This window comes from Streptomyces sp. NPDC048269 (assembly GCF_040652395.1).
GTDB lineage: Bacteria > Actinomycetota > Actinomycetes > Streptomycetales > Streptomycetaceae > Streptomyces.
In genome coordinates this window covers 25,073-50,824 of sequence record NZ_JBEZLW010000001.1, presented here as the reverse complement: position 1 = coordinate 50,824, position 25,752 = coordinate 25,073, and the positions used below count along the sequence as shown (strand labels likewise).

23 protein-coding genes, 1 tRNA gene and 6 pseudogenes are annotated in these 25,752 nt (G+C 68.2%); 20 read left to right on the top strand and 10 right to left on the bottom strand.

Translation table 11 applies throughout. The features are described from left to right. The first annotated feature begins 20 nt into the window (after positions 1-20). The 3 genes and pseudogenes from AB0D48_RS00285 to AB0D48_RS00275 form a co-directional block, all read left to right on the top strand. Positions 21-485, top strand: a complete 465-nt coding sequence (locus AB0D48_RS00285; RefSeq protein ID WP_362389342.1) for a helix-turn-helix transcriptional regulator — start codon at positions 21-23, stop codon at positions 483-485. A gap of 67 nt (positions 486-552) precedes the next feature. Then, positions 553-1,005 carry a pyridoxamine 5'-phosphate oxidase family protein gene (locus tag AB0D48_RS00280; protein ID WP_362389341.1) on the top strand — a complete coding sequence of 151 codons (453 nt, stop codon included), beginning with the start codon at positions 553-555 and terminating at the stop codon, positions 1,003-1,005. Between the two features lie 23 nt (positions 1,006-1,028). Beyond that, positions 1,029-1,313: pseudogene (locus AB0D48_RS00275) on the top strand (hypothetical protein); the annotation flags it as partial. Between the two features lie 105 nt (positions 1,314-1,418). Here the strand turns inward: AB0D48_RS00275 and AB0D48_RS00270 are convergent. Continuing rightward, a tRNA-Glu gene (locus AB0D48_RS00270) sits at positions 1,419-1,485 on the bottom strand. Between AB0D48_RS00270 and AB0D48_RS00265 the strand changes: the two genes are divergently transcribed. The 8 genes and pseudogenes from AB0D48_RS00265 (at position 1,467) to AB0D48_RS00230 (ending at position 9,779) form a co-directional block, all read left to right on the top strand. Next, positions 1,467-2,486 carry a hypothetical protein gene (locus AB0D48_RS00265; protein WP_362389340.1) on the top strand — a complete coding sequence of 340 codons (1,020 nt, stop codon included), beginning with the start codon at positions 1,467-1,469 and terminating at the stop codon, positions 2,484-2,486. The two genes, AB0D48_RS00270 and AB0D48_RS00265, sit on opposite strands and share 19 nt — an antisense overlap. Positions 2,487-2,575: 89 nt before the next feature. Beyond that, entirely contained in the window at positions 2,576-3,523 is a 948-nt protein-coding gene (locus tag AB0D48_RS00260) for a hypothetical protein (RefSeq protein ID WP_362389339.1), read from the top strand. A gap of 297 nt (positions 3,524-3,820) precedes the next feature. Then, a complete protein-coding gene (locus tag AB0D48_RS00255) occupies positions 3,821-4,867 on the top strand; it encodes an FAD-dependent oxidoreductase (protein ID WP_362389338.1) in 1,047 nt (348 codons plus the stop codon). A gap of 55 nt (positions 4,868-4,922) precedes the next feature. Beyond that, entirely contained in the window at positions 4,923-6,704 is a 1,782-nt protein-coding gene (locus AB0D48_RS00250; protein ID WP_362389337.1) for a carbamoyltransferase C-terminal domain-containing protein, read from the top strand. Between the two features lie 156 nt (positions 6,705-6,860). Next, on the top strand, positions 6,861-7,340 hold the full coding sequence (locus AB0D48_RS00245) for an SRPBCC family protein (protein ID WP_362389336.1): 480 nt from the start codon (positions 6,861-6,863) through the stop codon (positions 7,338-7,340). An 11-nt stretch (positions 7,341-7,351) separates the two neighbouring features. After that, a pseudogene (locus AB0D48_RS00240) lies at positions 7,352-7,963 on the top strand (histidine phosphatase family protein); the annotation flags it as partial. Positions 7,964-8,257: 294 nt separating this feature from the next. Then, positions 8,258-8,727: pseudogene (locus tag AB0D48_RS00235) on the top strand (hypothetical protein); the annotation flags it as partial. Positions 8,728-8,993: 266 nt separating this feature from the next. Further along, positions 8,994-9,779: a hemolysin III family protein gene (locus tag AB0D48_RS00230; protein WP_362389335.1), complete on the top strand. Its 786-nt coding sequence runs from the start codon at positions 8,994-8,996 to the stop codon at positions 9,777-9,779. A 211-nt stretch (positions 9,780-9,990) separates the two neighbouring features. Here the strand turns inward: AB0D48_RS00230 and AB0D48_RS00225 are convergent, their stop codons facing one another. Next, the gene (locus AB0D48_RS00225; protein WP_362389334.1) at positions 9,991-10,329 is read right to left on the bottom strand and encodes a MerR family transcriptional regulator; all 339 of its coding nucleotides are present in this window, start codon (positions 10,327-10,329) and stop codon (positions 9,991-9,993) included. 1,005 nt (positions 10,330-11,334) lie between these two features. Here AB0D48_RS00225 and AB0D48_RS00220 point away from each other — a divergent pair. Together AB0D48_RS00220 and AB0D48_RS00215 are read left to right on the top strand one after the other, a co-directional pair. Next, positions 11,335-11,726 (top strand): annotated as a pseudogene (locus AB0D48_RS00220) (ATP-binding protein). A 48-nt stretch (positions 11,727-11,774) separates the two neighbouring features. Then, positions 11,775-12,134: a hypothetical protein gene (locus AB0D48_RS00215; RefSeq protein WP_053687739.1), complete on the top strand. Its 360-nt coding sequence runs from the start codon at positions 11,775-11,777 to the stop codon at positions 12,132-12,134. Between the two features lie 107 nt (positions 12,135-12,241). On the opposite strand, the gene AB0D48_RS00210 is transcribed toward AB0D48_RS00215, so the two are convergent. From AB0D48_RS00210 to AB0D48_RS00190, 5 genes are all read right to left on the bottom strand, one after another. Continuing rightward, entirely contained in the window at positions 12,242-12,553 is a 312-nt protein-coding gene (locus tag AB0D48_RS00210; protein WP_362389333.1) for an SCO5918 family protein, read from the bottom strand. A 47-nt stretch (positions 12,554-12,600) separates the two neighbouring features. Continuing rightward, positions 12,601-13,005, bottom strand: coding sequence for a CBS domain-containing protein (locus tag AB0D48_RS00205; protein ID WP_362389332.1), 405 nt, complete (start codon positions 13,003-13,005; stop codon positions 12,601-12,603). Positions 13,006-13,051: 46 nt separating this feature from the next. After that, complete coding sequence (locus AB0D48_RS00200; protein ID WP_362389331.1) at positions 13,052-14,566, bottom strand: DEAD/DEAH box helicase; 1,515 nt, start codon at positions 14,564-14,566, stop codon at positions 13,052-13,054. Between the two features lie 310 nt (positions 14,567-14,876). Beyond that, positions 14,877-15,080, bottom strand: a complete 204-nt coding sequence (locus tag AB0D48_RS00195; RefSeq protein ID WP_361312641.1) for a cold-shock protein — start codon at positions 15,078-15,080, stop codon at positions 14,877-14,879. 698 nt (positions 15,081-15,778) lie between these two features. Further along, a complete protein-coding gene (locus AB0D48_RS00190; RefSeq protein WP_362389330.1) occupies positions 15,779-16,717 on the bottom strand; it encodes an alpha/beta hydrolase in 939 nt (312 codons plus the stop codon). A 127-nt stretch (positions 16,718-16,844) separates the two neighbouring features. Here AB0D48_RS00190 and AB0D48_RS00185 point away from each other — a divergent pair, with 127 nt between their 5' ends. The 4 genes from AB0D48_RS00185 (at position 16,845) to AB0D48_RS00170 (ending at position 20,259) form a co-directional block, all read left to right on the top strand. Beyond that, positions 16,845-17,480, top strand: coding sequence for a TetR/AcrR family transcriptional regulator (locus AB0D48_RS00185; protein WP_362389329.1), 636 nt, complete (start codon positions 16,845-16,847; stop codon positions 17,478-17,480). A gap of 708 nt (positions 17,481-18,188) precedes the next feature. After that, positions 18,189-18,665: a cupin domain-containing protein gene (locus AB0D48_RS00180; RefSeq protein WP_362389328.1), complete on the top strand. Its 477-nt coding sequence runs from the start codon at positions 18,189-18,191 to the stop codon at positions 18,663-18,665. 272 nt (positions 18,666-18,937) lie between these two features. Further along, the gene (locus tag AB0D48_RS00175; RefSeq protein WP_362389327.1) at positions 18,938-19,351 is read left to right on the top strand and encodes a hypothetical protein; all 414 of its coding nucleotides are present in this window, start codon (positions 18,938-18,940) and stop codon (positions 19,349-19,351) included. Between the two features lie 458 nt (positions 19,352-19,809). Then, the gene (locus tag AB0D48_RS00170; RefSeq protein ID WP_362389326.1) at positions 19,810-20,259 is read left to right on the top strand and encodes a hypothetical protein; all 450 of its coding nucleotides are present in this window, start codon (positions 19,810-19,812) and stop codon (positions 20,257-20,259) included. A gap of 582 nt (positions 20,260-20,841) precedes the next feature. Here AB0D48_RS00170 and AB0D48_RS00165 read toward each other — a convergent pair. After that, on the bottom strand, positions 20,842-21,234 hold the full coding sequence (locus tag AB0D48_RS00165; RefSeq protein WP_362389325.1) for a DUF6188 family protein: 393 nt from the start codon (positions 21,232-21,234) through the stop codon (positions 20,842-20,844). Continuing rightward, complete coding sequence (locus AB0D48_RS00160; protein ID WP_362389324.1) at positions 21,231-21,740, bottom strand: hypothetical protein; 510 nt, start codon at positions 21,738-21,740, stop codon at positions 21,231-21,233. Before AB0D48_RS00160 ends, AB0D48_RS00165 begins: the two co-directional genes overlap by 4 nt. 1,811 nt (positions 21,741-23,551) lie before the next feature. On the opposite strand from AB0D48_RS00160, the gene AB0D48_RS00155 reads away from it, so the two are divergent. Continuing rightward, entirely contained in the window at positions 23,552-23,965 is a 414-nt protein-coding gene (locus AB0D48_RS00155) for a response regulator (protein WP_362389323.1), read from the top strand. A gap of 402 nt (positions 23,966-24,367) precedes the next feature. Beyond that, the gene (locus AB0D48_RS00150) at positions 24,368-24,814 is read left to right on the top strand and encodes a hypothetical protein (RefSeq protein ID WP_362389322.1); all 447 of its coding nucleotides are present in this window, start codon (positions 24,368-24,370) and stop codon (positions 24,812-24,814) included. A gap of 200 nt (positions 24,815-25,014) precedes the next feature. Here the strand turns inward: AB0D48_RS00150 and AB0D48_RS00145 are convergent. After that, positions 25,015-25,095 (bottom strand): annotated as a pseudogene (locus tag AB0D48_RS00145) (DNA-binding response regulator); the annotation flags it as partial. A 57-nt stretch (positions 25,096-25,152) separates the two neighbouring features. On the opposite strand from AB0D48_RS00145, the pseudogene AB0D48_RS00140 reads away from it, so the two are divergent. Next, positions 25,153-25,751, top strand: a pseudogene (locus tag AB0D48_RS00140) (IS5 family transposase); the annotation flags it as partial. Between the last annotated feature and the right edge of the window lies 1 nt (position 25,752).

Below are 25,752 nucleotides of genomic sequence, written 5' to 3'. Positions count from 1 at the left end.
CCGATGAAGGGAGTCCTCTCATGTGCCATCCCTCGTGGGGGCGCGCACTCACCGCGGCGCAGCGCCTGAGCGACCTCGCACGCCTGCGCCGCGTCCGTGACCGGATCGACCGCGAATACGCGCAGCCGCTCAACGTCGAGGCGCTCGCCCGCGGCGCGGACATGTCGGCCGGGCACCTCAGCCGCCAGTTCCGGCTCGCCTACGGCGAGTCGCCGTACGCCTATCTGATGACGCGTCGCATCGAGCGCGCGATGGCGCTGCTGCGGCGTGGCGACCTCAGCGTCACCGAGGTCCGCTTCGCGGTCGGCTGCTCCTCGCCGGGCACCTTCAGCAGCCGCTTCGCCGAGCTGGTCGGCATGCCGCCCAGCGCCTACCGGCAGCGCGCGGCGGACGCCGCGGCGGGGATGCCGTCGTGCGTGGCGAAGCAGGTGACCAGACCGGTCAGGGACCACCGGGCGCGGACCACCGAGCCGCAGCCGGCATGACCGTCACGACTTGACCGACGGAGCCCCCTCCGGAGGAAGGGCTCTCCACGATGTGACTGGAGGAAGCATGACAGGCGCGCCGCCGCGCGGGCTCGAGGAGAGGCTGCGGGACACCCGGGCGAGGCTGGAGGCCGACATCGACCTCTGGGTCGCGACGCCGGGCTCATCGGGCGTCCACCTCATCCCGCTCTCGTACCTCTGGGACGGCACCGCGTTCCTCGTGTCGACGCCGCGCGCCTCGGTCACCGGCCGCAACCTGCTGGCGGACGGGCGGGTGCGGCTCGGCCTCGGGCCGACCCGCGACGTCGTCGTCGTGGACGGCACCGCCGAGCCGGTGGACACCGACGGCCTCGCCCCGGAGACGGGCGACGCGTTCGCGGCCAAGACCGGTTTCGACCCCCGCGGTCTCGACGAGCCCTATCAGTACTTCCTGATCCGGCCACGGCGCATCCAGGCGTGGCGGGAGGCGAACGAGCTGGAGGGACGCACCCTCATGCGCGACGGCCGCTGGCTCGGCTGAGGGCCGGCAGCCACCCGGGGCCGGAGGCGGACCGCGTCCTCGCCGAGCGGATCGCCATCGTCAAGGCCGGCGCGCCGGCCCTCTCGCCGAAGCTCTGGTACGGGATGCCCGCGTACGCCAAGGACGGCAAGGTCGTCTGCTTCTTCCAGAGCGCGCAGAAGTTCAAGACGCGGTAAGCCACGCTCGGCTTCAGCGACCTGGCCCACCTCGACGAAGGCGCCATGTGGCCGACCGCGTACGCCCTGACGGGGTTGACCCCCGCCGACGAGGAGCGCATCGGCGCACTCATCGGGAAAGCGGTGGGCTGAGCACCGTCCTCCGAGGAACTGAGGCCGCGGATCGGGGAGTTGGCTGCACCGGGCAAGTTGGACTACGGGGAGGGCCCGGGTCGCTGACCCGGGCCTTCCCGCACGAGCGGCCGACGGGAATCGAACCCGCCCGACACGCGTGAGAAGCGCGCGGTGCTCGATGCCCCGGCGCAGGCCGTCCTGGAGAGCAGTGGCGCGTTGCCGGTCCTCTCCTCCCTGGATCCCCCCGGGCATGCGCGGTACCGCCGCCAGATGACCACCGTCTTCCCCGCCACCGACCGTCGTGCGAACGACCTGGACATCCTGCTGCGGGAGGAGACCGCCCGCGCGGCACACGGACTGGCCGCGCGCGCCGACCGTACCGGTGACCTCGTCGAGGACTGGGCCCGCCCCCTCGCGACCGCCGTCCTCGGCCGCCTCGCCGCCATCCCGGCCGAGGACCAGCCCGCCGTCCTGGACCGGGCCGCTGCCCTCTCCCACCTGGTCTGGGGGCACCTCGACGACGCCGCGCAGGTTGCCGCCGCGCACGCGCTGGGCGACCTCTTCGCCTACTGCCTCACCCTGGCCGAGCAACGCTCCCGTACCGCCGGCGGGGACGACCTGATCTCCGGCTGGCTCACCCACCAGGACGCCGGCGGAAAGCCCTTCACCACCCGCGAGGTTGCCTTCACCCTGATGGAAGTGCTGATCACCAACGCGGAGATCACTCCGCGCCTGCTGGCCAACACCCTCTACCGCCTGCTGACCACCGGCACGTTCGAGGAAGTCCACCGCACCGGCCGCTGGCCCGAAGCCGTGGCGGAGACCCTCCGCCATGACCCGCCCCTGGCCGGCTGGCTACGCAGCACCACCCGCGAAGTCCGCCTGTCCGGAACGCCGATCCCGGCAGGAGCGCGCCTGCTGCTCCTGCTCGCTTCCGCGGGCCGCGGCGAATGCCAACCTCGCCCACCACGCACTGACGGCAGTCGCGAACGCCTGCCCCGGCCTCACCCTCACCCACCCGGACCACTGCCACCCCGACACCTGGCCGCGCAACACCGCCCTGCGCGCTCCCGGCCGGCTCCACGCCAGCTGGTAGCCACTGAGCGTCCGGGGGAACCAGGAAGCCGCCGCACACCAGACCACCTGAGCTGCGGTTTCGTAGAAACACACGAAGTGCGGATCTCAGGCTGATCAAGGTTTCATGGTTTCAACTCCTGGCTGAAACAAGCCTGTTGGCGATGTACTCCTCGGACAAGCCGAACCAACGAACGGGGAAAGCCTTGTCCGAGAAGCAGCCTGGCCGTCAGATCGAAATCTCGTGGGCCGACTTAGGCATCACCGTCACCGCCGACCTTGACGACCGCAACCCGGCACTCGCCGACGCACTGTGGGAGTCCCTGCCCTACCAGAGCCTCCAGGGACACGCCCTCATCGCGGGCGAACACCTCTACCACGTAGCGCCGATACCCACCCTGCTGCACACTCCCCACGCCACGCGTATACCCGACCGGCGCGAGGCCCCCAACGGCACCGTGTTCTGCTCCGGCTTGCAGCACCTCGGCATCAAGTACGGCGCCCTGACGGAGCCGATGCCCGCCACCCCCGTTGGCCAGATCCGTGAGGCGGACATGCCCGCCCTGCTGGAAGCCGGGGCCGCGATCTGGGACGCCGTCTACTCCACGAAGAAGCAGATCCGCGCCGAAGTCCGCCGCGCGGGCGAGCCGGGCGGCCACCGCATCCCGATGCTCCACGCCGCCAACACGGACGCCAGCCGCCTGATCGCCGACATCGTCGCCGAGACCGAGAAGGTCTGGCTCGAACCGCCGGCCGAGCTGGAAGAGCTCCACCAGGGCATCATCCCCTCCCAGGCAGGCAACTTCGGCACCGTCCTTCCCACGCTGCTGTTCGTCAACGGCGAGACGCGGCCCCTGGGTTACGCGGCCTACGGCGGACTCGTCCGCGCCGCCGTCCAGGACATGTCCATGGACTCCCTCGTCCACATGGCCCGCCTCCTGGTCGGCGTCCCCGCCGAGTTCCTGGGCTACTGTGGCCTGGAGAAGCTGTGGGCGTTCACCCAGCGCTTCCTCGAGGTCCTCGACCGCCTCGACCGTGACGACTTCTACGCCGTCACCAGCCAGATGGCCCTCTACGTCAACTGCCTCGGCGGCTGGAACCTCCAGCTGTACCCGTGGGATACCGGAGACCACCTGCGCCAGCAGGGCGCCTAGGTCGTGTCGTCGAAGTCCCGTCCGGCCGGCGGGGCCTGGCACGCACGCTCGCGCGTTGTCGTCGGTCAGCGACGTCCCCCAGCTACCGCTGGGCGATGTCCCCGCCGCGTCGATTCCCTCCTCCGCCTTGCGATCGTACGCACCAGGCCCCGCCGGCCCCGCCCTCCGGGCGGCCGACGCTGCTTTGACGACACTCCCCAGGAAGGCGCGTGGCCATGCCCGCGGCGGAGTTCGCCGAGGAGATGGCGACACCGGCACTCAGCCCCGCCACCTGAACCCACACCAGAGGAGAAGACCTTGAGCGCCCTGCCTGCCCGCGCTGACGCCGTCGTCATCGGCGGGGGAGTGATCGGAACCTCCGCCGCCTACCACCTCGCCGAAGCCGGCGTGAACACCGTGCTGCTGGAACGCGGAGGCCTCGGCGGCGGGGCATCCGCGCACACCGCGGGCATGGTCCGCACCTACTTCCCCGGCAACCCCGACACCGGGCAAATGGCCGTGCGCAGCCTGAACGCCTACCACGACTTCGCCCGCCACACCGCAACCCCCCTCGCCCTGAGGCGGCTCGGGTTCATGGTGCTGTTCACCGACGAACAGCAGATCGCCGAATTCGAGGCCGGCCAGCAAGCCCAGCAGGCCTCCGGCGTCCAAGTCGGCCTGATCAGTGCCCGCGAAGCGTCCGAACTCAACCCGCTGATCAACGAGCGCGCCGTCCTGGCCGCCGCCTGGTCTCCTGAGGCCTACCACGTAGAGGGTCTCGACATCGTCCGCGGCTATGCCGCCGGCGCCCGCAATCACGGCGCCCGCCTGTTCACCCACACACCCGTCACACGCATCGACGACGACAACACCATCCACACCCCGCGGGGCAGCATCAAGGCGGACAGCATCGTGTGCACGGCCGGGCCCTGGTCCGGCGAGGTGGCATCCATGGCATCGGTCGACCTGCCGATGACACCCCGCGCGATGGAGATGCTGTTCACCGACGTCCCGCCCTCGCCGCACCGCGAGATGCCCATGACGATGCACGCCACGTCCGGCCTGCGGATCCGTTCATGGAAGGACCGCATCCTCCTCGCCATGGGCGCACCCAAGGCCGGGGAAACACGCGAAGCCTGGCTCGGCCGCATCGCCGGCCATCTCGGCACCCTGTTCCCCGCCTTGGACGGCATCGGCTTGCACCGCGCGTGGAGCGGCGACTTCGACGCCGGCCCCGACAACACCGCCGTTATCGGGGAACACCCCGCCCGCCGATTCCTGTACGCGGCCGGATTCACCGGTGCGGGCCTGTGCCAGGCACCCGCGGCCGGGGAGAAGCTCCGCGACCTGCTGATCGTCAAGTAGCCCCATAACAGGAAAGAATGCCGTGATTGTTCTTGGATGTAATGGTTTCAGCCGGGTGTCGGAGTTCTTCTCCGAACGCTTCGGTGCGACCGGCATCAACAAGCATTACCTCTTGGGCCACGACGCCGCCGCCGCACTCCTGATCGACGGCCGCCTGGTCGCCGCGGTAGAGGAAGAACGCCTCAACCGGGAGAAGAAGACCACCGACTTCCCCACGAACGCGATCGACTGGTGCCTGAAGGAAGCCGGGATCACGTTCGATGACGTCGACCTGTTCGCCTTCCCCTGGAACTGGTCCACCCAGGTGCTGGACGAGATCCTGGACGGCATCCGCACCTCGCCGGGGCCGGAGGCCACGAAGACCAGCCTCATGGGCAGCATGACCGACCTGTTCGAGCAGGTCGTCAGCCACGAGGCGATCCTCGCGGACTTCGAAGCCCGCACCGGACACCGCCCCGACCCCGCCAAGGTCCGCTTCGTCCCTCACCACCTGGCCCACGCCACGACCGGCTACTACCTCGCCGGCATGAAGGACTCCGCGTTCCTCGTCAGCGACGGCCGCGCCGAACGCTTCTCGACCTTGACGGGCGAGATCCGCGACGGCCGGATCACCGTCTTCGACGACACCGTCACCGGCGCCCAGTACTCCATCGGCACCCTGTTCTCCTCCATCACCCGCTTCCTCGGTTTCGTCCCCAACAACGACGAGTACAAGGTGATGGGCCTGGCCGGATACGCCGAACCCCCGACTCCGAACCCGTTCGTCGACAACCTTCTGAGGCTGCACGACGACGGCCGCTACACCTTCACCAAGCCCCTTCGGACCGACGACCTCCACAGTCACGACGCCCTGTTCGAGGAGTACTTCGGACCCTTCGAGGACACCCTCGAATACACGTCCCGCGTCGCCGCCGCCGCGCAGCAGATGCTGAACGTCGCCACCGCCCACCAGGTCCGCCACCTGGAGAAGAGGACGGATCTCGACCGGCTGTTGTTCGAGGGCGGCGTCGCCCTGAACTGCCTGAACAACACCCCGATGTTCGAGGGCTCCCGCTTCGAGGACATGCAGGTCAGCTTCGGCGCCTCCGACACCGGCATCACCATCGGAGCCGCAGCCCACGCCTGGCTGGGCCACCCCCGCACCGGCCCCGCCGACATCCGCGCCGCCGCCGCACCCGTCACCCCCTATCTGGGCCCGGCCTACGACGAGGCCGCGATCGAGGAGGCCCTCGAGGGTTTCACCGGCCGCGTCGTCGTCTCACGCCTGGAGGACGACGAGGTCATCGAGCACGTGGCGAAGCTGCTGACGGAGAAGGTCGTCATCGGCTGGTTCGAAGGCCGCATCGAGCACGGGCCGCGCGCGCTGGGGCATCGCAGCATCCTCGCCAACCCCGGCTTCAGCGACATCAAGGACATCATCAATACCCGGGTCAAGCACCGCGAGCCCTTCCGCCCGTTCGCTCCGCTTGTCCTGGAGGAGCAGGCGCCGGAAATCTTCGCCATGGGGCGTAAGACCAGTTCCCCGTACATGACATTCGTCTTCCCCGTCCGCGACGAATACAAGGACCGCATCCCCGGCGCCGTCCACGTGGACGGCACCTCCCGCATCCAGACCCTGACGGACGAGGGCACCCCACGGCTTACGGCGCTGCTGCGGAAGTTCATCGAACTCACCGGCACCCCCTGCCTGATCAACACCTCGTTCAACGTCGCCGGCGAACCCATCGTCTGCACCCCCACCGACGCCCTGAACTGCTTCATGGGCACCGAGATCGACTATCTGATCCTCGGTAACCACCTCATCGCCAAGAGCGAGTCCCCGGAGTCCACGCGATAACCACGTGGGCGCGCGGCGACCGGCACATCTCGGCCGCCGACCGCGAGGGCGCCGCGGTGGCCGGTCGGACAGCTCGGCCTCCACAACCGCACTCCACCGTTCGACGCGTGGGTCGCCAAGACCGGCCGCGTCATTCACCAGAAGAAGGAGCACCCCGTGCCGATCCAGCGCAAGCACACCATGTACCACTCCACCATCCTCGAGGCCGACCCGGACACCGTGTGGGCGACCGTCCGCGACGCCATGCAGATCCTGGAGATCGTGTCCCCGGGCGACCTGGACATCCACACCGACGTCACCTGGACGGAAGGAGGCTCGGTCGACACGGTCCCGGCCCGCTACGACTTCAAGCTCACGCTCAACGGCGGCCTCGTCCAGCAGGAGATCGCCGCCCGCAACGAAATCGAGAAGTCCCAGTCCTACCGGGCCATCGCCCCCACCAGCGGGGTCGAGAGCTACGAGGCCACCATCCGCGTACGCCACATCACCAACGACCCGGCCCGCAGCTTCTTCGAGTGGTCACGGATCCTGGAGATCGCCGAGGACGCCGACCTGAACGTGGTCGAGGCCATCATCGACGTGATGGAGAAGCAGACCGACGCCGTACGCGACCACTTCGCGCAGACCGCGAAGTGAGTGACGTGACGACGCTCGTACTGCTGCGGCACGGCGAAACCCTGCTCACCCCGCATCGGCGGCTCTCCGGCAGCGGAGGATCCAACCCGGGACTCTCACCGGTGGGACGCCGCCAAGCCCAGGCGACAGCGGACGCCCTCGCCCACCGCGGCGACATCGAGGCGGTCGTCACGTCACCGATGCGGCGCTGCCGGGAGACCGCTCATTCCGTGGCCGGGCGCCTTGGCCTGAGCGTCCAGGTCGACCGGGACCTGCGCGAAGCGGACTTCGGCGCCTGGGAGGGCCTGACCTTCAGCGAGGTCCGCGAACGCTACCCGGACGACCTGCGCGCATGGTGCGCCTCGCCCGAGAGTCCCCCCTCGGGTGAAGGCGAGACCATGCAACAGGTCACCCGCCGGGTCGCCGCCGTACGGGACGGCCTCATGGCCCAGTACGCCGGCGCCACGGTTCTGGTCGTCTCTCACGTCGGACCACTCAGGACCCTGCTCCGCCTCGCACTCGAGGCCCCACCACACAGTTTGTTCCGCATGGAAGTCGCAGCAGCCTCCCTGTCGACGGTGACGTACGACGAGGACGGCACCGCCACGGTCCAGGCCCTCAACGACACCCATCACTTGAACTGAACTGCGCGCCAAGGGGCCCGGCCCACGTCACGTGTGCCGGGCCCCTTGGCGTGTTCGTTTCAGGCGGCTCCTGTTCCGTCACGACGGCCCCGGGTCGTTGACCCGGGGCTTTGTCGTGGAGCGGATGACGGGAATCGAACGGCTGCAACACCGCAGCGGGCGAAGCCGAGGAGATGACGTCAACTGTGACGTCGTCTAGCAGGAGACCCGTGTGGCCCTGAGCTGGGTCTGGGCGCTCGACACGGCTATCGGCGACCGGCCGACCATCACCATTCAGGACGAGATCCGCCGGATGAGGTCAAGCGGCACCTGGACTGGTTCGCGGAGGGAGCCCGACGGGCTGGTGTTCATAGGGGAGAAGGGGGCGCCGTTCCGGCGCACGACCTTCGGCCGGAAGTGGGCCAAGGCCCGCGCCAAGGTCGGCCTGCCGGAGGACTTCCGCTTCTACGAGCTACGCCACACCGGCCACACCCTGTCGACGCAGTCGGGGGCCGCTGAAGGACACGATGGTCCGCGCCGGCCAGTCCTCGGAGAAGGTGGCGACGAATTACCAGCACTCCGACGACGAACGTCAGCGGGAGGTCGCCGGGGGCATTGACGCCCGAGGGCGCGCTGCACGCGACAAGGGATCGGTGAGGAGGTGCGCGGTGGCCGCGTATCCGTCGGAGTGGGCCGATGCGACGACGGCGATGTCCGCGACGCGCTCCACATCGATGCGGCCGGCTTCGAGGCGTGGGTCCAGTCCCAGTCGCTGTTCCAGCTGATGGGACAGGGGGACGGATGCGTGGGAGCGGAACTCGGGAAGCATCGGCGATCCTTGAACGTAGGAGAGCGGAGAGACCCGTTCGGGAGCCCTGATCGTTCCCATGGCCCGTCGAATTACACGACTTCCACGGCCCCAGTTGGTGACAGACCGCCAGGACCGGAACCATGAGGCGGCTGAACCGGCCACGTCAGGCGAAGCCGGTCTGGCAGTCTGTCGGCAGACCTCCGGGTTTGCCGGCTCCGGGCAGGCTCCTAGCATGAACACATGGTTGCCAGTGATGCCCAGCAGTCCGAGTCAGGACGGGAAGCAGTGTCCCGAGACGAAGCCGAAGCCGGTCGTGTTCATTCCGCCCCAACGGTTGGAGGGCGCGAGGACTCCCACCTCGTTGCCGACATGGTCGAGCGAGCGGCCGATCTGGTGGAGCCGATCAAGCCGAAGCTACGAGGCTGGCTTCACGCCGGAATGGTCCCCGCATCGCTGGCGGCGGGCATCGTCCTCATCTGCCTGGCAGGGACACCGCAGGCCGCTCTGGCCTGCAGCGTGTACTCCGTCACCGCCTGGCTGCTGTTCGGGACGAGTGCCGTCTACCACCTCGGCACCTGGGGGCCACTGGGCGAGGCCGTTCTGCGCCGCCTCGACCACGCCAACATCTTCCTGATCATCGCAGGCACCTGCACCCCGCTGGCCGTGCTCCTTCTCACCCCTGACCAGCGGTCCGTCCTCCTGTGGATCGTGTGGCCGGGCGCGCTGGCGGGCATCGCCTTCCGCGTCCTGTGGGTCGGAGCTCCCCGCTGGCTGTACACCCCCTGCTACCTGGCGCTGGGCTGGGCACCGGTGCGTTACCTGTCCGACTTCCTGCACAGTGGCGGGGCGGCCGTACTCGCCTTGATCGTGACCGGCGGCCTCCTCTACAGCGCTGGCGCGGTTGTCTACGCCCTCCAGCGCCCCGACCCCTCACCCCGCTGGTTCGGCTACCACGAGGTGTTCCACGCCTTGACCGTGGCAGCCTTCACCGCGCACTACATCGCCATCTTCCTCGTCGCCTATTGACTACGGTGATGACGACCGAAGCGTTGCGTGGTGCGCTCGTCGCCCCTCAGCTTGTGCAGGGTAGGCACGCCGCTGGCAGCTGGTTCTGGCTCACGGTGCTGGAGGGTGGCGGCGGAGGGAGAAGCCGCAAATGCGGTACACCTGCACGCCCCGTCACGGCAGCAAACGATCCATGGGCACTGGCCCGCCGATACCGACGGGCACACTCACCTCAGGCCGAGGCCGACGGGTCGGAGGGTCCGGCGGCGCGGCGGTATTCGGCGTTGATGCGCTGGGCTTCTTCGAGCTGGTCTTCGAGGATGACGATGCGGCAGGCGGCCTCGATGGGGGTGCCCTGGTCGACGAGTTCGCGGGCGCGGGCTGCGATGCGCAGCTGGTAGCGGGAGTAGCGGCGGTGTCCGCCCGCGGAGCGGAGCGGGGTGATGAGGCGGGCTTCGCCGATGGCGCGGAGGAAGCCTTGGGTGGTGCCGAGCATCTCGGCGGCCCGGCCCATCGTGTACGCGGGATAGTCGTCGTCGTCGAGACGGCCGTACGAGTCGTCTGCTGTCATTGCACCTCTCTCATGGAACGCGTGGAGGGGCCCTGGTGCCATATGGCACCAGGGCCCCGAAGGAACTACTACACCATCTGCCGGCCCCAGTCCTGCGCCGGCCTTCTGTGTCCGCCGACCCGGCCAAGATGCTGCCGGGAGTGCGGGGATCGCGGTTGCTTGACCGGAGACCACCTCACTATCGATGTCCTGCGGTACCCGGGCTCAGACTTCTGCCCGGGCGATCCTGATGGTGCTCGGCTCCTCCGTTCTTCCCTCTGGATCAATCACTTGCCAAACGGGAACTGCGTACTGCTGATACAGCGAACTGCTTGTACTTCTGGTGGCCTCACCCAGCGCCACTCTTCGGCAGCCAGCCCCGTCGCCCATCCTGCATCTGCTCTGGCTTAGAACCCCACTGCCGAACTTCCCGGTGCGCGCGCCCGCAGCCGACGCCTTCACCGAGGTGCTGCTCACTGACTTCACTGCTGGTACTGCGAACTGCGCTTACTACGAGTACTGCCACTGCGTTAACCGCGGTACTGCTTGTGGCGGCCCCTGATCACTGCGGGCCACCCGGTCCGGTCGTCAGTCCCGTCGCCGTCCTGCAACCGCTCTGGCTTCGGAACTCCACCACCGCACCGTCCTGCGCACTGCAACTGCGGGTACTGCTGCCCGGCAGTTCGTCTCTGCCAGGCCCTGCTGTCTCTCCGGGCTACGAGAGAAACCATAACCACGCCACAGCTCAATGTCTACTCCGGCCGACACAGATTTTCCGGCGCGCTGAGGACAGCTAGACGTTCGCGTCAGCCCAGCATGCCCTGAGGAGCCTGCATTGCAGGTCAGGCGCTCGGGAGGGCCGCAGCCGAGCGCGTGACGGATCCGGGCCTCGCCGATTGGCGTCGTACTCTGACGCCTCTTCGACCCGCTCTTGGAGACCTGAGCCGGGTTGGCGCGCGGAGGGTCGGGGCACAGGGATCAGGTAGGCAAGGTCGGGCGCGCACGATCCAGACCAGGGTGACCCTGATGAACACGATGGCTGAGAGCGTCGCAATGAATCGTTCCGCGGCGGTTGTTGCAGATGCACGCGATGCGGCGCGAGCCTTCCTGGATCGTCTGCGGCAACCGGCGAGGCCGCAGAAGCCGCGGACACCGTGGTCTTGGTCGTGTCCGAGCTCGTCACGAACGCCCTGCGCCATGGCGGAGGTACCTGCACCTTGGAACTGACGGCCCACGCGGAGGGCATTGAGGTGGCCGTCCACGACCCCAGCCCACACGCGCCGCGCATGCGCAGCCCTGACATGGACGGCGGCACGGGGGGTTCGGCTGGCCCATGGTCAGCAGACTCGCCCGAGCGACCGCGGTCACTCCGTCGGGCCTCCGGCGGGAAGACGGTGAGTGCCCTTCTCGCCTGGTAGCGCGACCGCTGGAGCGGGCGGAAAGGCCGGTGAATAGAATCGGCTCTCATGTCGAAGCCTGACCAGCTGCTCGTTGATGTCGCCACCCTGGTGGAGTCCGGGCAGAGCAACCAGATGTCCCTGACCGTGGTCACCAGCGGTGCTGTCATCACCGGTCGGCTGGCTCCCGAAGCCGTGTGGAGGCAGCGGGTGTCAGAGGTCCTGACGGACTCGGCCCGCCTGGCCGAGTTCTCCGCCATCTTCACCGCCACGACCCGCCGGGACGGGCCGCCCACCCATCTGCACTTCCATGTGGCCCGCATCCTCCAGGGCACGGTGGGGATCCCGGAGACGGGTGGGATGTATCGAGTCTCGATCGCGGATGTCAGTGCCTGGACCGTGGGCGACTTCAGCTACTCCGACCACTGACCCAGCGCCGCGTAGAGAAACCCGTCGGTACGCAGGAGGGCCCGACCGGCACGTGCCGGTCGGGCCCTCCTAGCTGTTCGGGTGTCCGCTCGCGCCGGTCCCGCCGGTCAGACGGTAACGGGGTGCCCGAGCATTGCGGCTGCCTTCTGGAGCGGGCTGAGGACGCGCGTGGGGGCTGCGGCCTTGGAGAGGCCGCGGCAGGTGAACCCGAGCTGGGTCATGGCCCGCAGGACTTCACCGGCGCTGAAGTCACGGCGGTCCTGGCGGGTGATGACCTGGCCGACCTGCTTGACGGGGTAGGTACGGCGCCCGATGATCACGGACTCGCCGACGACCTGCTCGGGCTTGATGCCCTTCATCGATTCCAGGACGCCGCTCTTGGTCAGGTCGAACGGGAAGCGGGCGATGACACAGCGCATGTTGCCTCACAGGGAAGAAGGGGACGGTCGTGCCGCGGTGAGGCGGTTCAGCGGGCAAGGGCGAGGACGCCCAGAGCGCTGCCTTGCTCATCGACGACGGGCAGGGCGTCGAGCCGGCGGTAGCGCATCGCGTGCTCGGCTTCGGCCATCGTGGTCAAGGGCGAGGTGACCGGCCCGCGGTCGCCGAGAACGTCACGCAGCCGGACCCGGTCCGTGTACGCGTCACTGTCGCGGACGGCGGCGAGCCGGGCCTGGGTGACCAGTCCGGTGCACAGGCCGTCCTCGTCGCGGACGAGCAGATGTCCGGCGCGGGCACTGGCCATGACGGACAGGGCCACCTCGACCGTCATGTCGTCACAGACCTGTGGCCCGGCCGCCTCCATGGCGTTGTCCACGTTCTGGGCCACAGGGTTGGCACTCACCGAGCGGGGCTGCGTCTGGACCAGCGTCAAAACGTACCTCCTGCAGAGATGGGTCAGTTTTCTGATCACGTGGTTGTCAGGCCGCCGCGTCGAAGGCGGACTGCCGCACGCTGACGCGCCGGGCAGCCGATACGGGGCTGCGTCGACCGCGGGAGGCCGTGCCGCGCTTGGGCCGCTCGGACACCGGAGCCGTGATGGTGACGGGGATGCCGGAGGGTGCCTGGGCTCCAGTGATCCGGTTCAGTGCTTCCTCGCCGGAGCGGACCTGGGTGGTCTGGGGGACGATCCCTGCGGCGGCCATGAGGCGGGTCATGTCGCGGCGCTGGTTGGCGGTGACCAGGGTGACGACGCTGCCGGACTCGCCCGCGCGGGCGGTGCGCCCGCCGCGGTGGAGGTAGTCCTTGTGGTCGGTCGGCGGGTCCACGTTGACGACGAGGTCGAGGTTGTCGACATGGATGCCGCGGGCGGCGACGTTGGTGGCGACCAGCACGGTGACGTGTCCGGTTTTGAACTGGGCCAGCGTACGGGTGCGCTGGGGCTGGGACTTACCTCCGTGGAGGGCGACGGCACGGACCCCACTGTTGAGGAGGTCCTGGGTGAGGCGGTCCACTGCGTGCTTGGTGTCCAGGAACATCATCACCCGGCCTTCGCGCGCCGCGATCTCCGTCGTCATCCGCTGCTTGTCGGCGCCGTGGATGTGCAGGATGTGGTGCTCCATCGTCGTCACCGCACCGGCCGACGGGTCCACCGAGTGCACGACCGGGTCGGTCAGGTAGCGACGCACCAGCAGGTCGACGTTGCGGTCCAGGGTCGCGGAGAACAGCATCCGCTGACCCTCGGGGCGCACCTGGTCCAGGAGGGCGGTGACCTGGGGCATGAAGCCCATGTCGGCCATCTGGTCGGCTTCGTCGAGGACGGTGATCGCGACCTGGTTCAGCCGGCATTCACCCCGGTCGATGAGGTCCTTCAAACGGCCCGGCGTGGCCACGACGACCTCCGCGCCGCCGCGCAGCGCGCCGGCCTGCTTGCCGATCGACATGCCGCCGACGACCGTGGTCAGGCGCAGTTTCACGGCGCGGGCGTACGGGGTGAGGGCGTCGGTCACCTGCTGCGCCAGCTCACGCGTCGGGACCAGGATCAGGGCGAGGGGCTGGCGGGGCTCGGCGCGCTGCCCGGCGGTGCGGGCCAGCAGCGCGAGACCGAACGCCAGGGTCTTGCCGGAGCCCGTGCGTCCACGGCCCAGGACGTCACGGCCCGCGAGGGTGTTGGGCAGGGTGGCGCCCTGGATGGGGAAGGGCACGCTCACGCCCTGCGCGCCGAGGGCGGCCAGCAGCTCCCCGGGCATGTCGAGATCGGCGAAGGCCTCGACGGCGGGCAGCGCGGGAGTGATGGTCTTCGGCAGGGCGAACTCGCCCTGGACCGCAGCGGGCCGTCGGCCGAAGCCGCCCGAGCGGTTCGGGCTTCCGGAACGGCTCGGGGTGGACGAGCCGAAGCGGCTTCCCCGACCCGAACCAGCGCCAGTGGCGAAAGCGGGGCCACCGGTGCGGCTGCGGGTGCGAGCGGAACGGTCGTTCGTACGTGTGGGGTTCATTCAGAACCTTCCTTGATACGGCACGTATCAAGGAATTCCCGCAGCGAAAACGCGGCGCAGGGAATCACAAGAACGGGCCGAATGGAATGCGAAAGCGAATCTGGCCTGCAGGAAATCTGCAGGGGCACAGGCGCTGAGATGGGGTGGCGTCATACGGACGCAAATCCAGAGAAACCAATTTGGGTGCAACTCTGCGGAGGCTGCAACCCTGAATATTTCCTCCCGCAGGTGACACCACTGCGGGAAATGCTTGCAGCTGGGGCCCGCACCCCGAGGGATGCGGGCCCCAGCTACGAAATGCGCGTCAGCGTCAGGCGGGAACGATGTTCTCGGCCGTCGGGCCCTTCTGGCCCTGCGCGATGTCGAAGGTGACCTTCTGGCCCTCCAGCAGCTCGCGGAAGCCCTGGGCGGCAATGTTCGAGAAGTGGGCGAACACGTCAGCGCCGCCACCGTCCTGCTCGATGAAGCCGAAACCCTTTGCCGCGTTGAACCACTTCACGGTGCCAGCAGCCATGTCATATCTCCTTTGGGGCAGTACACCAGCATCCGCACCATGCGGATACCGTGTCGCCGCGATGATGCCCCGCCGGAAAATAGCCCGGAAATATAAAGCGCTCGAATGCGGCGCGGAGGCCGACTGGAGGCGCTTGAAGTTTTTGGGTACCAAAACTGCAACCGAGATCGACAGTAGCACGCCTCAGTGGCTTGTGTGCGTTAAATATCCCCACCGTATTCGATGCGGCAAAAACTCTCCCCGTGGGGCCCAATGAACTCTCAGACCGCGGGCACAGATATTGATTCACCCCGAGTGCAGCGTTTCGGCAACAAGGGCGTTCACCAGCTACGACGTGGGCCGTCAGCCGGAATGTGAGCCCTGCGGGCGGGTTCGGAGAGCCCGCGCAATGTGGGCGGCAGCTCGGCGAGGCACGCGAAGGGCACGGAAGGGCCTGAGAGGTCCAGACAACGAAGAAGGCCCAGGTCGCTGACCTGGGCCTTCTCTCAAGAGCGGATGACGGGAATCGAACCCGCGCTACAAGCTTGGGAATCGCTCGGCACTTGGGCGTGCATATGCCCCCTGACCTGCGGGAATGTTGGGTAGCGGATCTGTCCCGGCTGCTTCTGCGGACCCGTGTTGACCGCTGTTCACCGCCCCTACCGGCACGTTGTGGCACGGAGCGGGACCCGCCGGAGCTGTTTCTCCCTGCCGTAGCCCTATGCGTCGACCGCAGCAGGGTCGAGGGAGTCAACGTCCTCCATGAAGGAGAGCATCCGGGCGTTGACCACTTCCGGGTGATCGATCTGCGGGCCGTGCCCGGTCGCGGAGATGATCTCGGCGCGGGCACCCGGTACCAACCTCGGTACGCGCTCCAGCTGCCGATTGGGGTGCACGAGCAGGCTGTGCTTGCCCATGATCAAGTACAGCGGAGTCCGAATGGACCGCAGCGCGTCCTCGGCCAACGGAAGGGGTGCGGGGCGGCGGATCCGGTACGCGCGGGCGCCGAGCTGGATCCACTTGCGCATCTCGGGGACGGCGATGACCGGCTGATCCAGCCACTTGGCGAGCCGGGGGCGCAGTGCCTTTGGGGCGAGGGTGGCGAACAGGCTCACGAAGACCCAGGCGAAGAAGCGCAGGCCGACCTTCTCCAGGCCGCCGGGGTCGAGGGCGGTGACCGAGGCGAGCCGTCCGGGCCGCCGGTGGGCCTGGTTGAGGACGAGCCAGCCGCCGTAGGAGGAGCCGACGAGGTGGACCCTGTCGAGGCCGAGCGCGTCGAGGGCCTCGTCCATCCACTGGGCGGCGCGCTCGGGCTGCCACATGGGCTCGCGGTGGATACTGCGGTTCGCGTCGCCCGGGGTGTCGAGGGCGTAGACGGGGCGGTCGAGGCTGAGCCCGGGGGTGTTGGGGTACCACATCGCCGAGCTGTAGCCGGCGCCGTGGATCAGGACGATCGGCGTACGGGACTCGGCCGCGGGGCCCGTGGGGCCGTACCGGTAGACGTGCGTGGTGCCGAAGCTGGTCTCGACGTCCGTCTCGGAGCGGATGGGCGCCCCCATCGCGTAGAGGACATCGGCGGCGGCGAAGTATCGGTCGCGCAGGGTGTCGTTGACGTAGCGGCCGACATCGCGGCGTACGCGGGTGGTGTTCTCGGGCACGGCGGCACCTCCTGTGAAGATCCGTTCTTCGTGGTACGACCGTATCACCAGTGTGGTACATCGGTATCATGAAGGGGTTCGGGCAGCGGAGCGCGAACCCACCATCAACGGGCGGAGATGCGGGAACATGCCGAAGCGCGTGGATCACGAGGAGCGGCGCGCCCAGATCGCCGAGGCGCTCATCCAGGTCGCGGGGCGGCGGGGGCTGCATGCCGTCGGCATGCGCGACGTGGCCGCAGAGGCCGGTGTGTCGCTCCGGCTCGTGCAGTACTACTTCGAGACCAAAGAGAGGCTGCTCTTCTACGGCCTCCGGCACCTGACCGACCGCTTCACCGCGAGGGTGGGTGCCCGCTTGGCCGCCGCCGGCCCGGACCCGGGCCCGCGCGCCACGGTGGAGGCGCTGCTGTTGGCCTCGCTTCCGACCGACGAGGAGAGCCGTACCTTCCACCTGCTGTACAGCTCCTACGCGATCCTGTCCGTGACCGACGGGGCGCTGGCTGCTCAGCCCTTCATCGACAACCCCGACGCCGCGGAGAACGCCCTGACCGAACTCCTCGAGCAGGCGCAGGGGGCCGGCCTGGCCGACCCGGACGCCGACGCGCGCACGGAGGCGATCAGCCTCCTCGCGATGGCAGCGACCATGGGTACCAGCATCCTCGTGGGCCAGCGGAGTCCGGAGTCGGCGATCGCGGTGCTCCGCCATCACCTGGACCGGATCTTCACGACTGCCGAGATGTCCGAGAGGGGAGCGGGATCAACCTGATGTGTCGCGAAGCGCTCGCACGCGGCGCCGAGTGTGGTGTCGATCTGGACCGGCCCGACGGACGTGGAGTCGGGCGCGGTGTCGAATCACCTGGTCATCACGGCACGAGGCGGTTCGGGAACACTCCACGGTCTGGTCCGGACGATCTCCGACGACGAACACACGCCCCCCATGATGGTGGCCCAGATCGGCGGCCGACGCCCCCGCAACTCAGCGGCTCACGGCGGTATCGCGGCAACCGTCCGCCCGCCCCGAGCGCGTCGACTGCCGCGGAATCCAACCAAGCCCTACCAGTGACCTGGGTCTGAGGTTTGGCGTTAGGTCGGCAGGAGTCGTCCTGGTCCGAAGATTCCGCCAATGTCGGTAACCGATGCCCAGCGGGCTGTGCTGGAGGGCTGGGTGCGTCGTCGTACAACGGCCCAGGCTCTGGCTCAGCGGTCGCGGATCGTGCTGGAGTGCGGGGACGGGCACTCGATCATGGAGGTGTCCGTCGGCGCCTGGCCGGCAAGGCTGTCATCGACTGCATGAACCCGGTCGACTACACGACCGGACGCACGGCGGAATGTGGCAACGGGGCGCGGCCGTTTGTGCGGTGGCGGCTCGCGTGCTTGTGGCCAGAAAAGCATAGGGCTCTGAGAATGCTGACGTGGGCTGGCGCAAGACCGCGACCGTGTACCGCGTACCGCCTTCGTTGACCGGGAGAGAAGTATGACCATCAAGGACATCGGGCCGGAACCTCAAAGCTTCGACCTTGAGAAGGCGACGCTCGAGAACACGAACTATCGCGCGGTCGCCTGGTCTGGGAAGTACCTTCAGTTGACCCTCATGTCGATCCCGGTGGGTGGGGACATCGGCTTGGAGGCGAACCCGGAGACTGACCAGTTCCTACGACTCGACGCAGGCCGGGGCCGCGTCCAGATGGGCCGCACGAAGGATCGACTCGACTTCGACCGGGAGGTCGAGGATGGCTGGGCAATCTTCGTGCCCGCCGGCACTTGGCACAACGTCACCAACATCGGTGACGAGACCCTGCAGCTCTACGCCGTATACGCGCCGGTCCATCACGCGTCGGGCAAGATCCATGCAACAGCCGCCGACGCGGAGCGCGACGAGGACGCAGGCAACGACGAGCCGCCAAGCGGGTCGGTCCAGCCTGCCCAGCAGCCATCGGACGAGCACGCCTGACCAGCGAGGGCTTATCGCGGCAGTAGTTCTTGGCCCCGAGGCGAGCCGAGAGAATCACGATCGGCGAACGTCGCGTCGGTCTCGGGCTGACCATCGACCCTGTTTCCAGTCAGAGGGTCGCGGCCGGGCCGGCGCTCAAGACATTGGGCGCCGGCAAGGCCGGTGAGGGCCGAGCGAAGCGCGCTGGGCTTGGCGGCCGTGCGCTCGCTGACGGGCTTCTTCATCTGCTCGGGGATGATCTCTTGGAGCGCCTTCAGGGCAGCCTGCGGGTCGTGGGATTGCTGACAGAAGGCGAGCGGCCCGACGGCACCGTGGCCGAGACCGTCTACGACGACCGCGGCCTGCCGTTGGAGACGTGCGAGCCTGGCGGCGCGGTGTGGCGCCACACTTACGACGCCCGTGGGTCCCACACGTCCACCACCGACCCCAGCGGCGCCGTCACGCACTACGGCTACAACAGTTCGGGCCACCTCACCTCCGTCACGGACGCTCTGGGGCACACCACCCGGATCACCACGGACGCGGCCGGTCTCCCGGTAGAGACGGCCGACCCCCTGGGCCGCACCAGTCGCATGCGCCGTGGCCCCCATGGCCAGGTCACCGCCGTCACCGACGCCCTGGGCCGGACTACGCGTCACGGCGAGGGGCCGGACGGTGCCCGCGCACACCGGACCCGCTCGGGTTGATTCCAGCGCCCAACGCAGTGGCGTATGTTCGTAACCATAACCCCCATAGTGGGCTGACCACCTGGGGCTTGCCGGGGAGCCAGAATGGCCAATCCCGACGAAATAAACTTCTCCCAACGCGCCGTATCCCCGAACGAGTCCGTGGAGAATATGCGCTCCGGGGAGTGGGATTGGCGACTCCCTGGTACAGCGTTGAAGGCCATGGAAGTAGACGGCCAACTGGTGTCATACGACAACCGTCGGCTGGATGCAGCGCGCGAAGTGGGGAGGCCGGTAATCATTGAGCGAGTCGATCCGAACGCGGTTCACCCTGACTCGACAACCGGGCGAACATGGGCGGAGCAATTCAGGAGGTGTATGAATTCCGGGCGGAATAGAAATGAACTAGGCGAGCCGGTCCCTCCAACGGGACTGCAGGAGAGGCCGCAGCACATACGCAACGGGAAGTGTAAGCCAAAATGACCACGATCGAACGCCTATGGGAAGATTTTCAGCTTCCCATCAGAGATGCCCTGCATTTTGCAGATGGGAGGTCCTGTGATGTTGACCTCGACTCCGACGTGCCGAGCGGTTTGAAGGTGCTCGCCCCGTTCGATCTTGATGAAATGCTGGAGAGCGATCCCTCTTGGGTTTCTTCGGTTGATGGGCTGGTCTCAGTAGACGTGGGGAGTAAGGGGCTGCTGTGGAGCGGCGAGGGGTCGTACGGGTCGGAGGGGTTCATTGCGCGGTTGACTGTTGACCGTGCGCTCATCTGGGCAATTTTCTTCACGGAATCCAATCCATTTGATCGGACCCAGCTGTCCGGAAACGTGGCCACCTTTAGCTCAACCTCGGGGATCGAGATCACAGTTGACATCGACGATCCAGGAACTTTGGCCTCTGGGCAGCTTGGTTCCAGGAACGGGTGACGAGGGACGTCGACGAAGGGGTCGACCCACCGCGCGAGAGCGGCGTGCGATGTGGGGCTGGCCACTGAACGAACCGGTCCGGCCTCGACGATGCCCGACGCCCCTTCACTTTGGGACATGTCGCAAGCAGGAACCCGGCCGCGTGATCTTCCTCGTGAGAGGCGCGCCTGCGCGCGTGTGGCGCAAGTGGTCCGCGGAGAGCCCTCCGGCCGAGGCGTACCGCGAGTTGGGTACGAGGAGGGCGCGGTGAGGGCTGAGAGGTCTGGCAACGAAGAAGGCCAGGTCGCTGACCTGGGCCTTCTTCGAAGAGCGGATGACGGGAATCGAACCCCCGCCATAACCTTGGGAATCACCCGGCACTTGACCATGTCTATGGCTGCTGACCGGCGAATACACGTATTGGCGGGGCCTTCGCGGATGCCTCGTCCGGCCCCTTGTTGAGGGCCTCGATGTCGGCGACGGTGGAGTCGTACGGCTCTCCTGCCAGTTTCAGTGCGTACCGGCGGAAGACTGCAGCGGTGGCGCGGCGGGCGCCTCGGTTGTGGGCGTCGGCTTTGTCCCACCGACCAAGAAGTATCGCTCCTAGTCCTCCGCCCCGAGAGTCTCCATGGCGCTGACCCCCTGACGGCACGACCAGCAGAACACTCCGGGCTTCTGCAGAGACGCCTCCGTCCCGGGTTCCGCGCCCCGGACGTTCAGGTGGTGGCCCGTACTGAACACCAGGCGCAGGGAGCCGGACTTGAAGACGATCGCCGACAGGACGGTGGCACCGACGAGTCGGCCCCACTCTTCACCGGCAACCGCTACGGCTCCCGGAGCGGTTGCCGGCCCGTCCGTCAGGAGTACGGGGCCGGCGACCGCGAGCACCACCTCGTCGGCGAACGTCACCGCGAGGGCCGCCTCCGTACGGGAGACGGCCAGCACCGGGGTGCCCCGCAGTCCGATGCGCCAGCGGTCGCCGAGGTCCTCGATCACGGCAGGCCCGGCAGGTGGTCGAAGATGTTGCCGATGCTGTCGCCCGGCGAGCCATCGGGCATCTGGGGGTGCACCTCTCCGGTCTTGGGGTCGATGAGCATGTCCGGGTTCATGTTGCCGCCGATCCCGCGCCACGCTCCCTGGGCCTTCACCTTGTGGATCGCATCATTGATCTGCTTCACCGAATAGCCGGTCGCCTTCGCGATGGCGGCCGGCCTGCTGCACAGTCCATTGGAATTGTGGACCAGGACCGGCGTGGCGCCGGCGAGCACGTAGTACGTGTGCAGGTCGTTGACCGTCAGGTTGTACGCGCCCTGGAGTTCCTTCCAGTGCGTGATCTCTGACGCGCGCCGCCAGCTCCAGCTTGGTGCGCAGCGAATCCACGGCCGGCTTGGCCGCCTTGAACGTCTTGACGAACTGCTCCAGCGCCTCCCGCCGCTTCTTCGGGTCCGTCTCCGCCGTGGGGTGGAGCAGGATTTCCGGCTGCAGCTTCTGGAGGGCGCCACCTCCTTCGTGATCTCCGCGAAGGCCGGCCGCTCTTCGCGCCCCCACCGTCAGGCACATGACGGTGAGGAGTATGACGATCTTCTGTTTGACGATCCTGGGGCAATGTTCCCCGCCGAGGACCCCCGCATGATCGAGGCCACCATGCCCCGCGAGCACTGGGCGGAGTTCCGGCCCGGCCACCCCTTTCCCTCCTGGATCGTGGAGGCCGCGGAGCAGGAGCTCCAGGCCCTTGCGGAAACACTGGAGAGCCTGGCCTATGTGGTGTACCGGCCGTGTCGCGTTCCCTGGTCGGGCCTGGGTGGCTACTGCGCCGCCATGCCACCCGACTCGCTGTTCGTCATGGCAACCGTGTCGTCGAGGCACCGATGGCCTGGCGCAGCCGCCGCCACGAACTGCTCGCCTACGGGCCGCTCCTTCAACAATTCCGCCAATCGGGAGTGCACTGGCTGCCGTCGGCGGTGGACCTGGCCGTCGACACCCCGTCACCAGTGGCCCGTCCCGCTCGAGCCAATGAGTTATTGGGGAGGCCCGGCCAGCCTGGGACGCCGCCGATTTCATTCGCCTGGGCCCTCGCACCGTCGTGGGCCAGCTCAGTCACGTCAGCAATCGCTCGGGCATCGCGCACCTGCGCACCCAGCTCGGCCCCGACATCCGCGTCCATCTGGTCCAACCGGATGACCCGCACGCCATGCACATCGACGCGACGCTGTGCCCGCTGCGTGAGGGGCTGGCCCTGTACAACCGGGAGAGGCTGGATCCCGCCCAGCTTGCCGGCTCTCCGCTGGAGGGATGGGAGCTGGTCCCTGCCCCTCTCCCCGAACCGTGTGACAGCCCCCCGCTCTACATGACCAGCCCCTGGGTCAGCATGAACCTGCTGGTGGTCGACCACCAGCAGGTTCCTCACCGAGGCCCGGGACGAAAAGCTCCAGGAGGTGCTCGTCTCCTACGGCATGACTCCGCTGGCCTTGCCCTTTCGCAATGTCCAGGCGCTGGGAGGCTCCTTCCACTGCGCCACCCTCGACCTACGCAGGGACCGCCGCCCCACTGAATCCCGCGGGTAGTCGCGCGAGGCCCAAGGTGTCTACGGCGTGTGGCACGGGCTGCCCGCCGGCCGGGGCTCAGCCGGCGAACCAGTACTTCAGGGTGGGGGCCTGACCGCTGAGCGTCGGGATCTGGTAACTGCTTCGCACTTTCCCTGTGGCGTCCTGGAGGTCCACGGCAAGGGCGCCATCCGACGGCCGTCCTGGTCCTCGATCCGGGCGCGTGCGGGGATGCTGAGGACCTTCGCCCGAAACGAAGGAGTGCTGAGGGGTGCGGGGGATCGTTGTGGACACCGAGGTTGATTGGAAGATCGAGGACCAGCCGTGTGAGGCGAGCTGCGCGAGGTTATCGCGCGGCTCGCACGCACCACTGACGTCCGGTGATCGCTCACCGCCTATCCACGGTGGCCGGCGCACCCGGGATGCTCGTCCTGGAGAACGGCCAGGTGCGGTCCGCCGGCACGCGCGCCGAACTCCTCCGGAAGGGCAGGCTGTACGCGCGGCCTGCCGCGACCCAGATGTTCGGCACCGCCCAGGCGGAAGCGGGCCGACCACCGACTGATCAGCTTCGCGAAGACCTCACGAACCGCAGCCCCTTTTGATGACAAACGTCAATATGGGCCGTGAGGACCCGATGTAACGCTGGCTGCTATGCACTTCAAATACCCATTGATCACCGTGGCATGTGCCGCCCCAGCACCATCGGTGCTGCCGTTCGTACCGGAGCGGGTGGCCGGATGAGCGGGCAACCGAGGCATCGGGTCATCCGCGTGCTGCTCGCGGTCGACGGACACGTAATCCGTCGAACCCTGAGTGATCTGCTGGGCCTTGAGGGCGATCTGCGGGTAGTTGCAGAGGCGGAATCCGGTCCGGAGACACTGTCGATGGCGGAGGCCCACCGCCCGGATGTGGCAGTTCTTGATGTGGACGAACCGGGGTCGGGCGGGGTCGAAGCGGCCATGACCCTCCGGGAAAGGCTGCCGGATTGCCGCATAGTGATCATCACGGGGGACAGCCGGTCAGGGCGGCTCAATCAGGCGCTCTCCGTGGGGGCGCGGGGCGTCGCATGGAAGTCCGCGTCAGCAGAACAGCTGCCAGCGGCGATCCGCATCGTGCATTCCGGGGGGCGGTACGTGCATCCGGAACTGGTCGCGGAAGCCATCACCTACGGCGGCGCGACGTGATGGGCCGCGACGGTCGTCCAGTGCGGGCAGGCCCGCCGGGCAGTGGACCTGCTTGACATCCTCGCCGCCGAGACCGAACCGCAGGACACCGACGCGCCCCACCGCCTGGGGGGCAGCGCGCCGTATCTGCGGTGGCTGCAGGCCTCCCGTTTGAGAACCCGCCGCATGCTCTGCACCGGCCGCGCTGTCCGGGGCCACCCCCGGAGAGCGCATGCTCCTTGCCCACGCCCTGCGGATGTCCACGGGGGCCGGGAGCGTGGAGGAGGCGGCCAATTGTGCCGAACGGGCGCTACGCGCCTTTGACGCCGGGCGTGGGACGCTCTGGGCGGCCACGCTGGCGATCGGGACACTCCGTCCTCGCGGTAGTGACCGCCGCGGTCGCCGCACGCCGGCCGTCTCGAATTGGCAGGCCAATGGGCAGAAGCGATCGTCGGCTTCGGCCTCAAGGGCCAGCCGTTCCTCATGCGGGCGGTGCCGCACCCCGAACTCGCCGATATCCGCTTTCACGTGGGCGATCTGCCCACAGCCCTGGCCGCGGGTGAGGCAGCGCTGGGACTGCTGCCCAACCCGCACCCCTACTCACCGTTCGTGGCGGCCGCCGCGATTGCTCCCCTGATCGAGAACGGCCAACTGGCCGCGGCGCACGGAATCGCCGACGATCGTCGCTTCCGTAACTCGCCCGAGAGTGGTTGCGCCCCTACTTCCTGGCGGCACGGGCCGAACTCCGCGCCGCTGAGGACCAGGTCCAGTCAGCGTTGCACGATCTGGAGAAGTGCGGCCGCCTCCTGGCTCAGTACGGTGGCGACGATCCCGGACACATTGACTGGCGGTCCCGGGCCGCCATGCTGAACAGGCAGCAAGGGCAGAGCGACGAAGCACGGCGGCTCAGTGACGAGGAACCTCGTCCTGGCGCGCCGGTGGGGCCCCGTCACTCCGGCGAAGGGCCTCCGAAGCGCCGCGCTCGCAGGCCCGAGGGCCGACTGTCTGAGCCTGTGAGAAGAGTCAGTCGCCCTCCTGGAGGGCACACTCCAACGCCTCCTCGAACTCGTGACGGGAATCTGGATGTCCAGCAGGACTACGTCGACGCTGTGGGCGCGGACCAGTTCGAGCGCCTCACGGCCGTTGGACGCCTAGGGCCTGTCCGGCGGATCATGTGACTCCCTCAGGCTTGAGTCGTTGGCATGTTCATGGAGCGGGGAGATCTCATGGACGAGGAGTGGGTGCGGCTGCAGCCGCACCTGCCGAAATCCGGGCAGCGGGGCGGGCGCTGGGAGAGTCATCGCAGGGTGATCAACGGTATTTTCGTCCGGCTGCGCACCGGGGTGCCGTGGCGGATCTGCCTAACGCGGTTCGGCAAGTGGAAGACCGTGTATGAGCGGCACAGACGCTGGTCGGCGGACGGCACGTGGGACAAGATCTTTGCAGCCGTACTGGCCGGCGCCGACGCGGAAGGCCGCATCGACTGGTCCATGGTGTCTGTGGACTCCACCACCTGCCGGGCCCACCAGCACGCCGCCGGAGCTCGTAGGAGGTCCCCGCGGGTGCCGGGAAAAGGCGCACGCCCCGGCAGCACCGCCCTGACGAGGGACTCGGACGCTCCCGGGGCGGCCTCACCTGCAAGATCCATCTGGCTGGGGAAGGCGGGCGCCGCCCCTTGGCCCTGCTGATCACTCCGGGCCAGTGGGGCGACGCCCCGCAGCTCATCCCTGTCATGGAACGTATCCGCGTCGGCCGCCTCGGCGGCGGGCGTCCCCGCACCCGGCCGGACCATCTCGGCGGTGACAAGA

Excerpts from the sequence above, each read along its gene's own strand:
- AB0D48_RS00280 (WP_362389341.1), top strand. The coding sequence starts at position 553 with ATGACAGGCGCGCCGCCGCGCGGGCTCGAGGAGAGGCTGCGGGACACC.
- AB0D48_RS00210 (WP_362389333.1), bottom strand. The coding sequence starts at position 12,553 with ATGCGCTGTGTCATCGCCCGCTTCCCGTTCGACCTGACCAAGAGCGGC.
- AB0D48_RS00285 (WP_362389342.1), top strand. The coding sequence starts at position 21 with ATGTGCCATCCCTCGTGGGGGCGCGCACTCACCGCGGCGCAGCGCCTG.
- AB0D48_RS00180 (WP_362389328.1), top strand. The coding sequence starts at position 18,189 with ATGACCATCAAGGACATCGGGCCGGAACCTCAAAGCTTCGACCTTGAG.
- AB0D48_RS00170 (WP_362389326.1), top strand. The coding sequence starts at position 19,810 with ATGACCACGATCGAACGCCTATGGGAAGATTTTCAGCTTCCCATCAGA.
- AB0D48_RS00225 (WP_362389334.1), bottom strand. The coding sequence starts at position 10,329 with ATGACAGCAGACGACTCGTACGGCCGTCTCGACGACGACGACTATCCC.
- AB0D48_RS00215 (WP_053687739.1), top strand. The coding sequence starts at position 11,775 with ATGTCGAAGCCTGACCAGCTGCTCGTTGATGTCGCCACCCTGGTGGAG.
- AB0D48_RS00195 (WP_361312641.1), bottom strand. The coding sequence starts at position 15,080 with ATGGCTGCTGGCACCGTGAAGTGGTTCAACGCGGCAAAGGGTTTCGGC.
- AB0D48_RS00200 (WP_362389331.1), bottom strand. The coding sequence starts at position 14,566 with ATGAACCCCACACGTACGAACGACCGTTCCGCTCGCACCCGCAGCCGC.
- AB0D48_RS00230 (WP_362389335.1), top strand. The coding sequence starts at position 8,994 with ATGGTTGCCAGTGATGCCCAGCAGTCCGAGTCAGGACGGGAAGCAGTG.
- AB0D48_RS00185 (WP_362389329.1), top strand. The coding sequence starts at position 16,845 with ATGCCGAAGCGCGTGGATCACGAGGAGCGGCGCGCCCAGATCGCCGAG.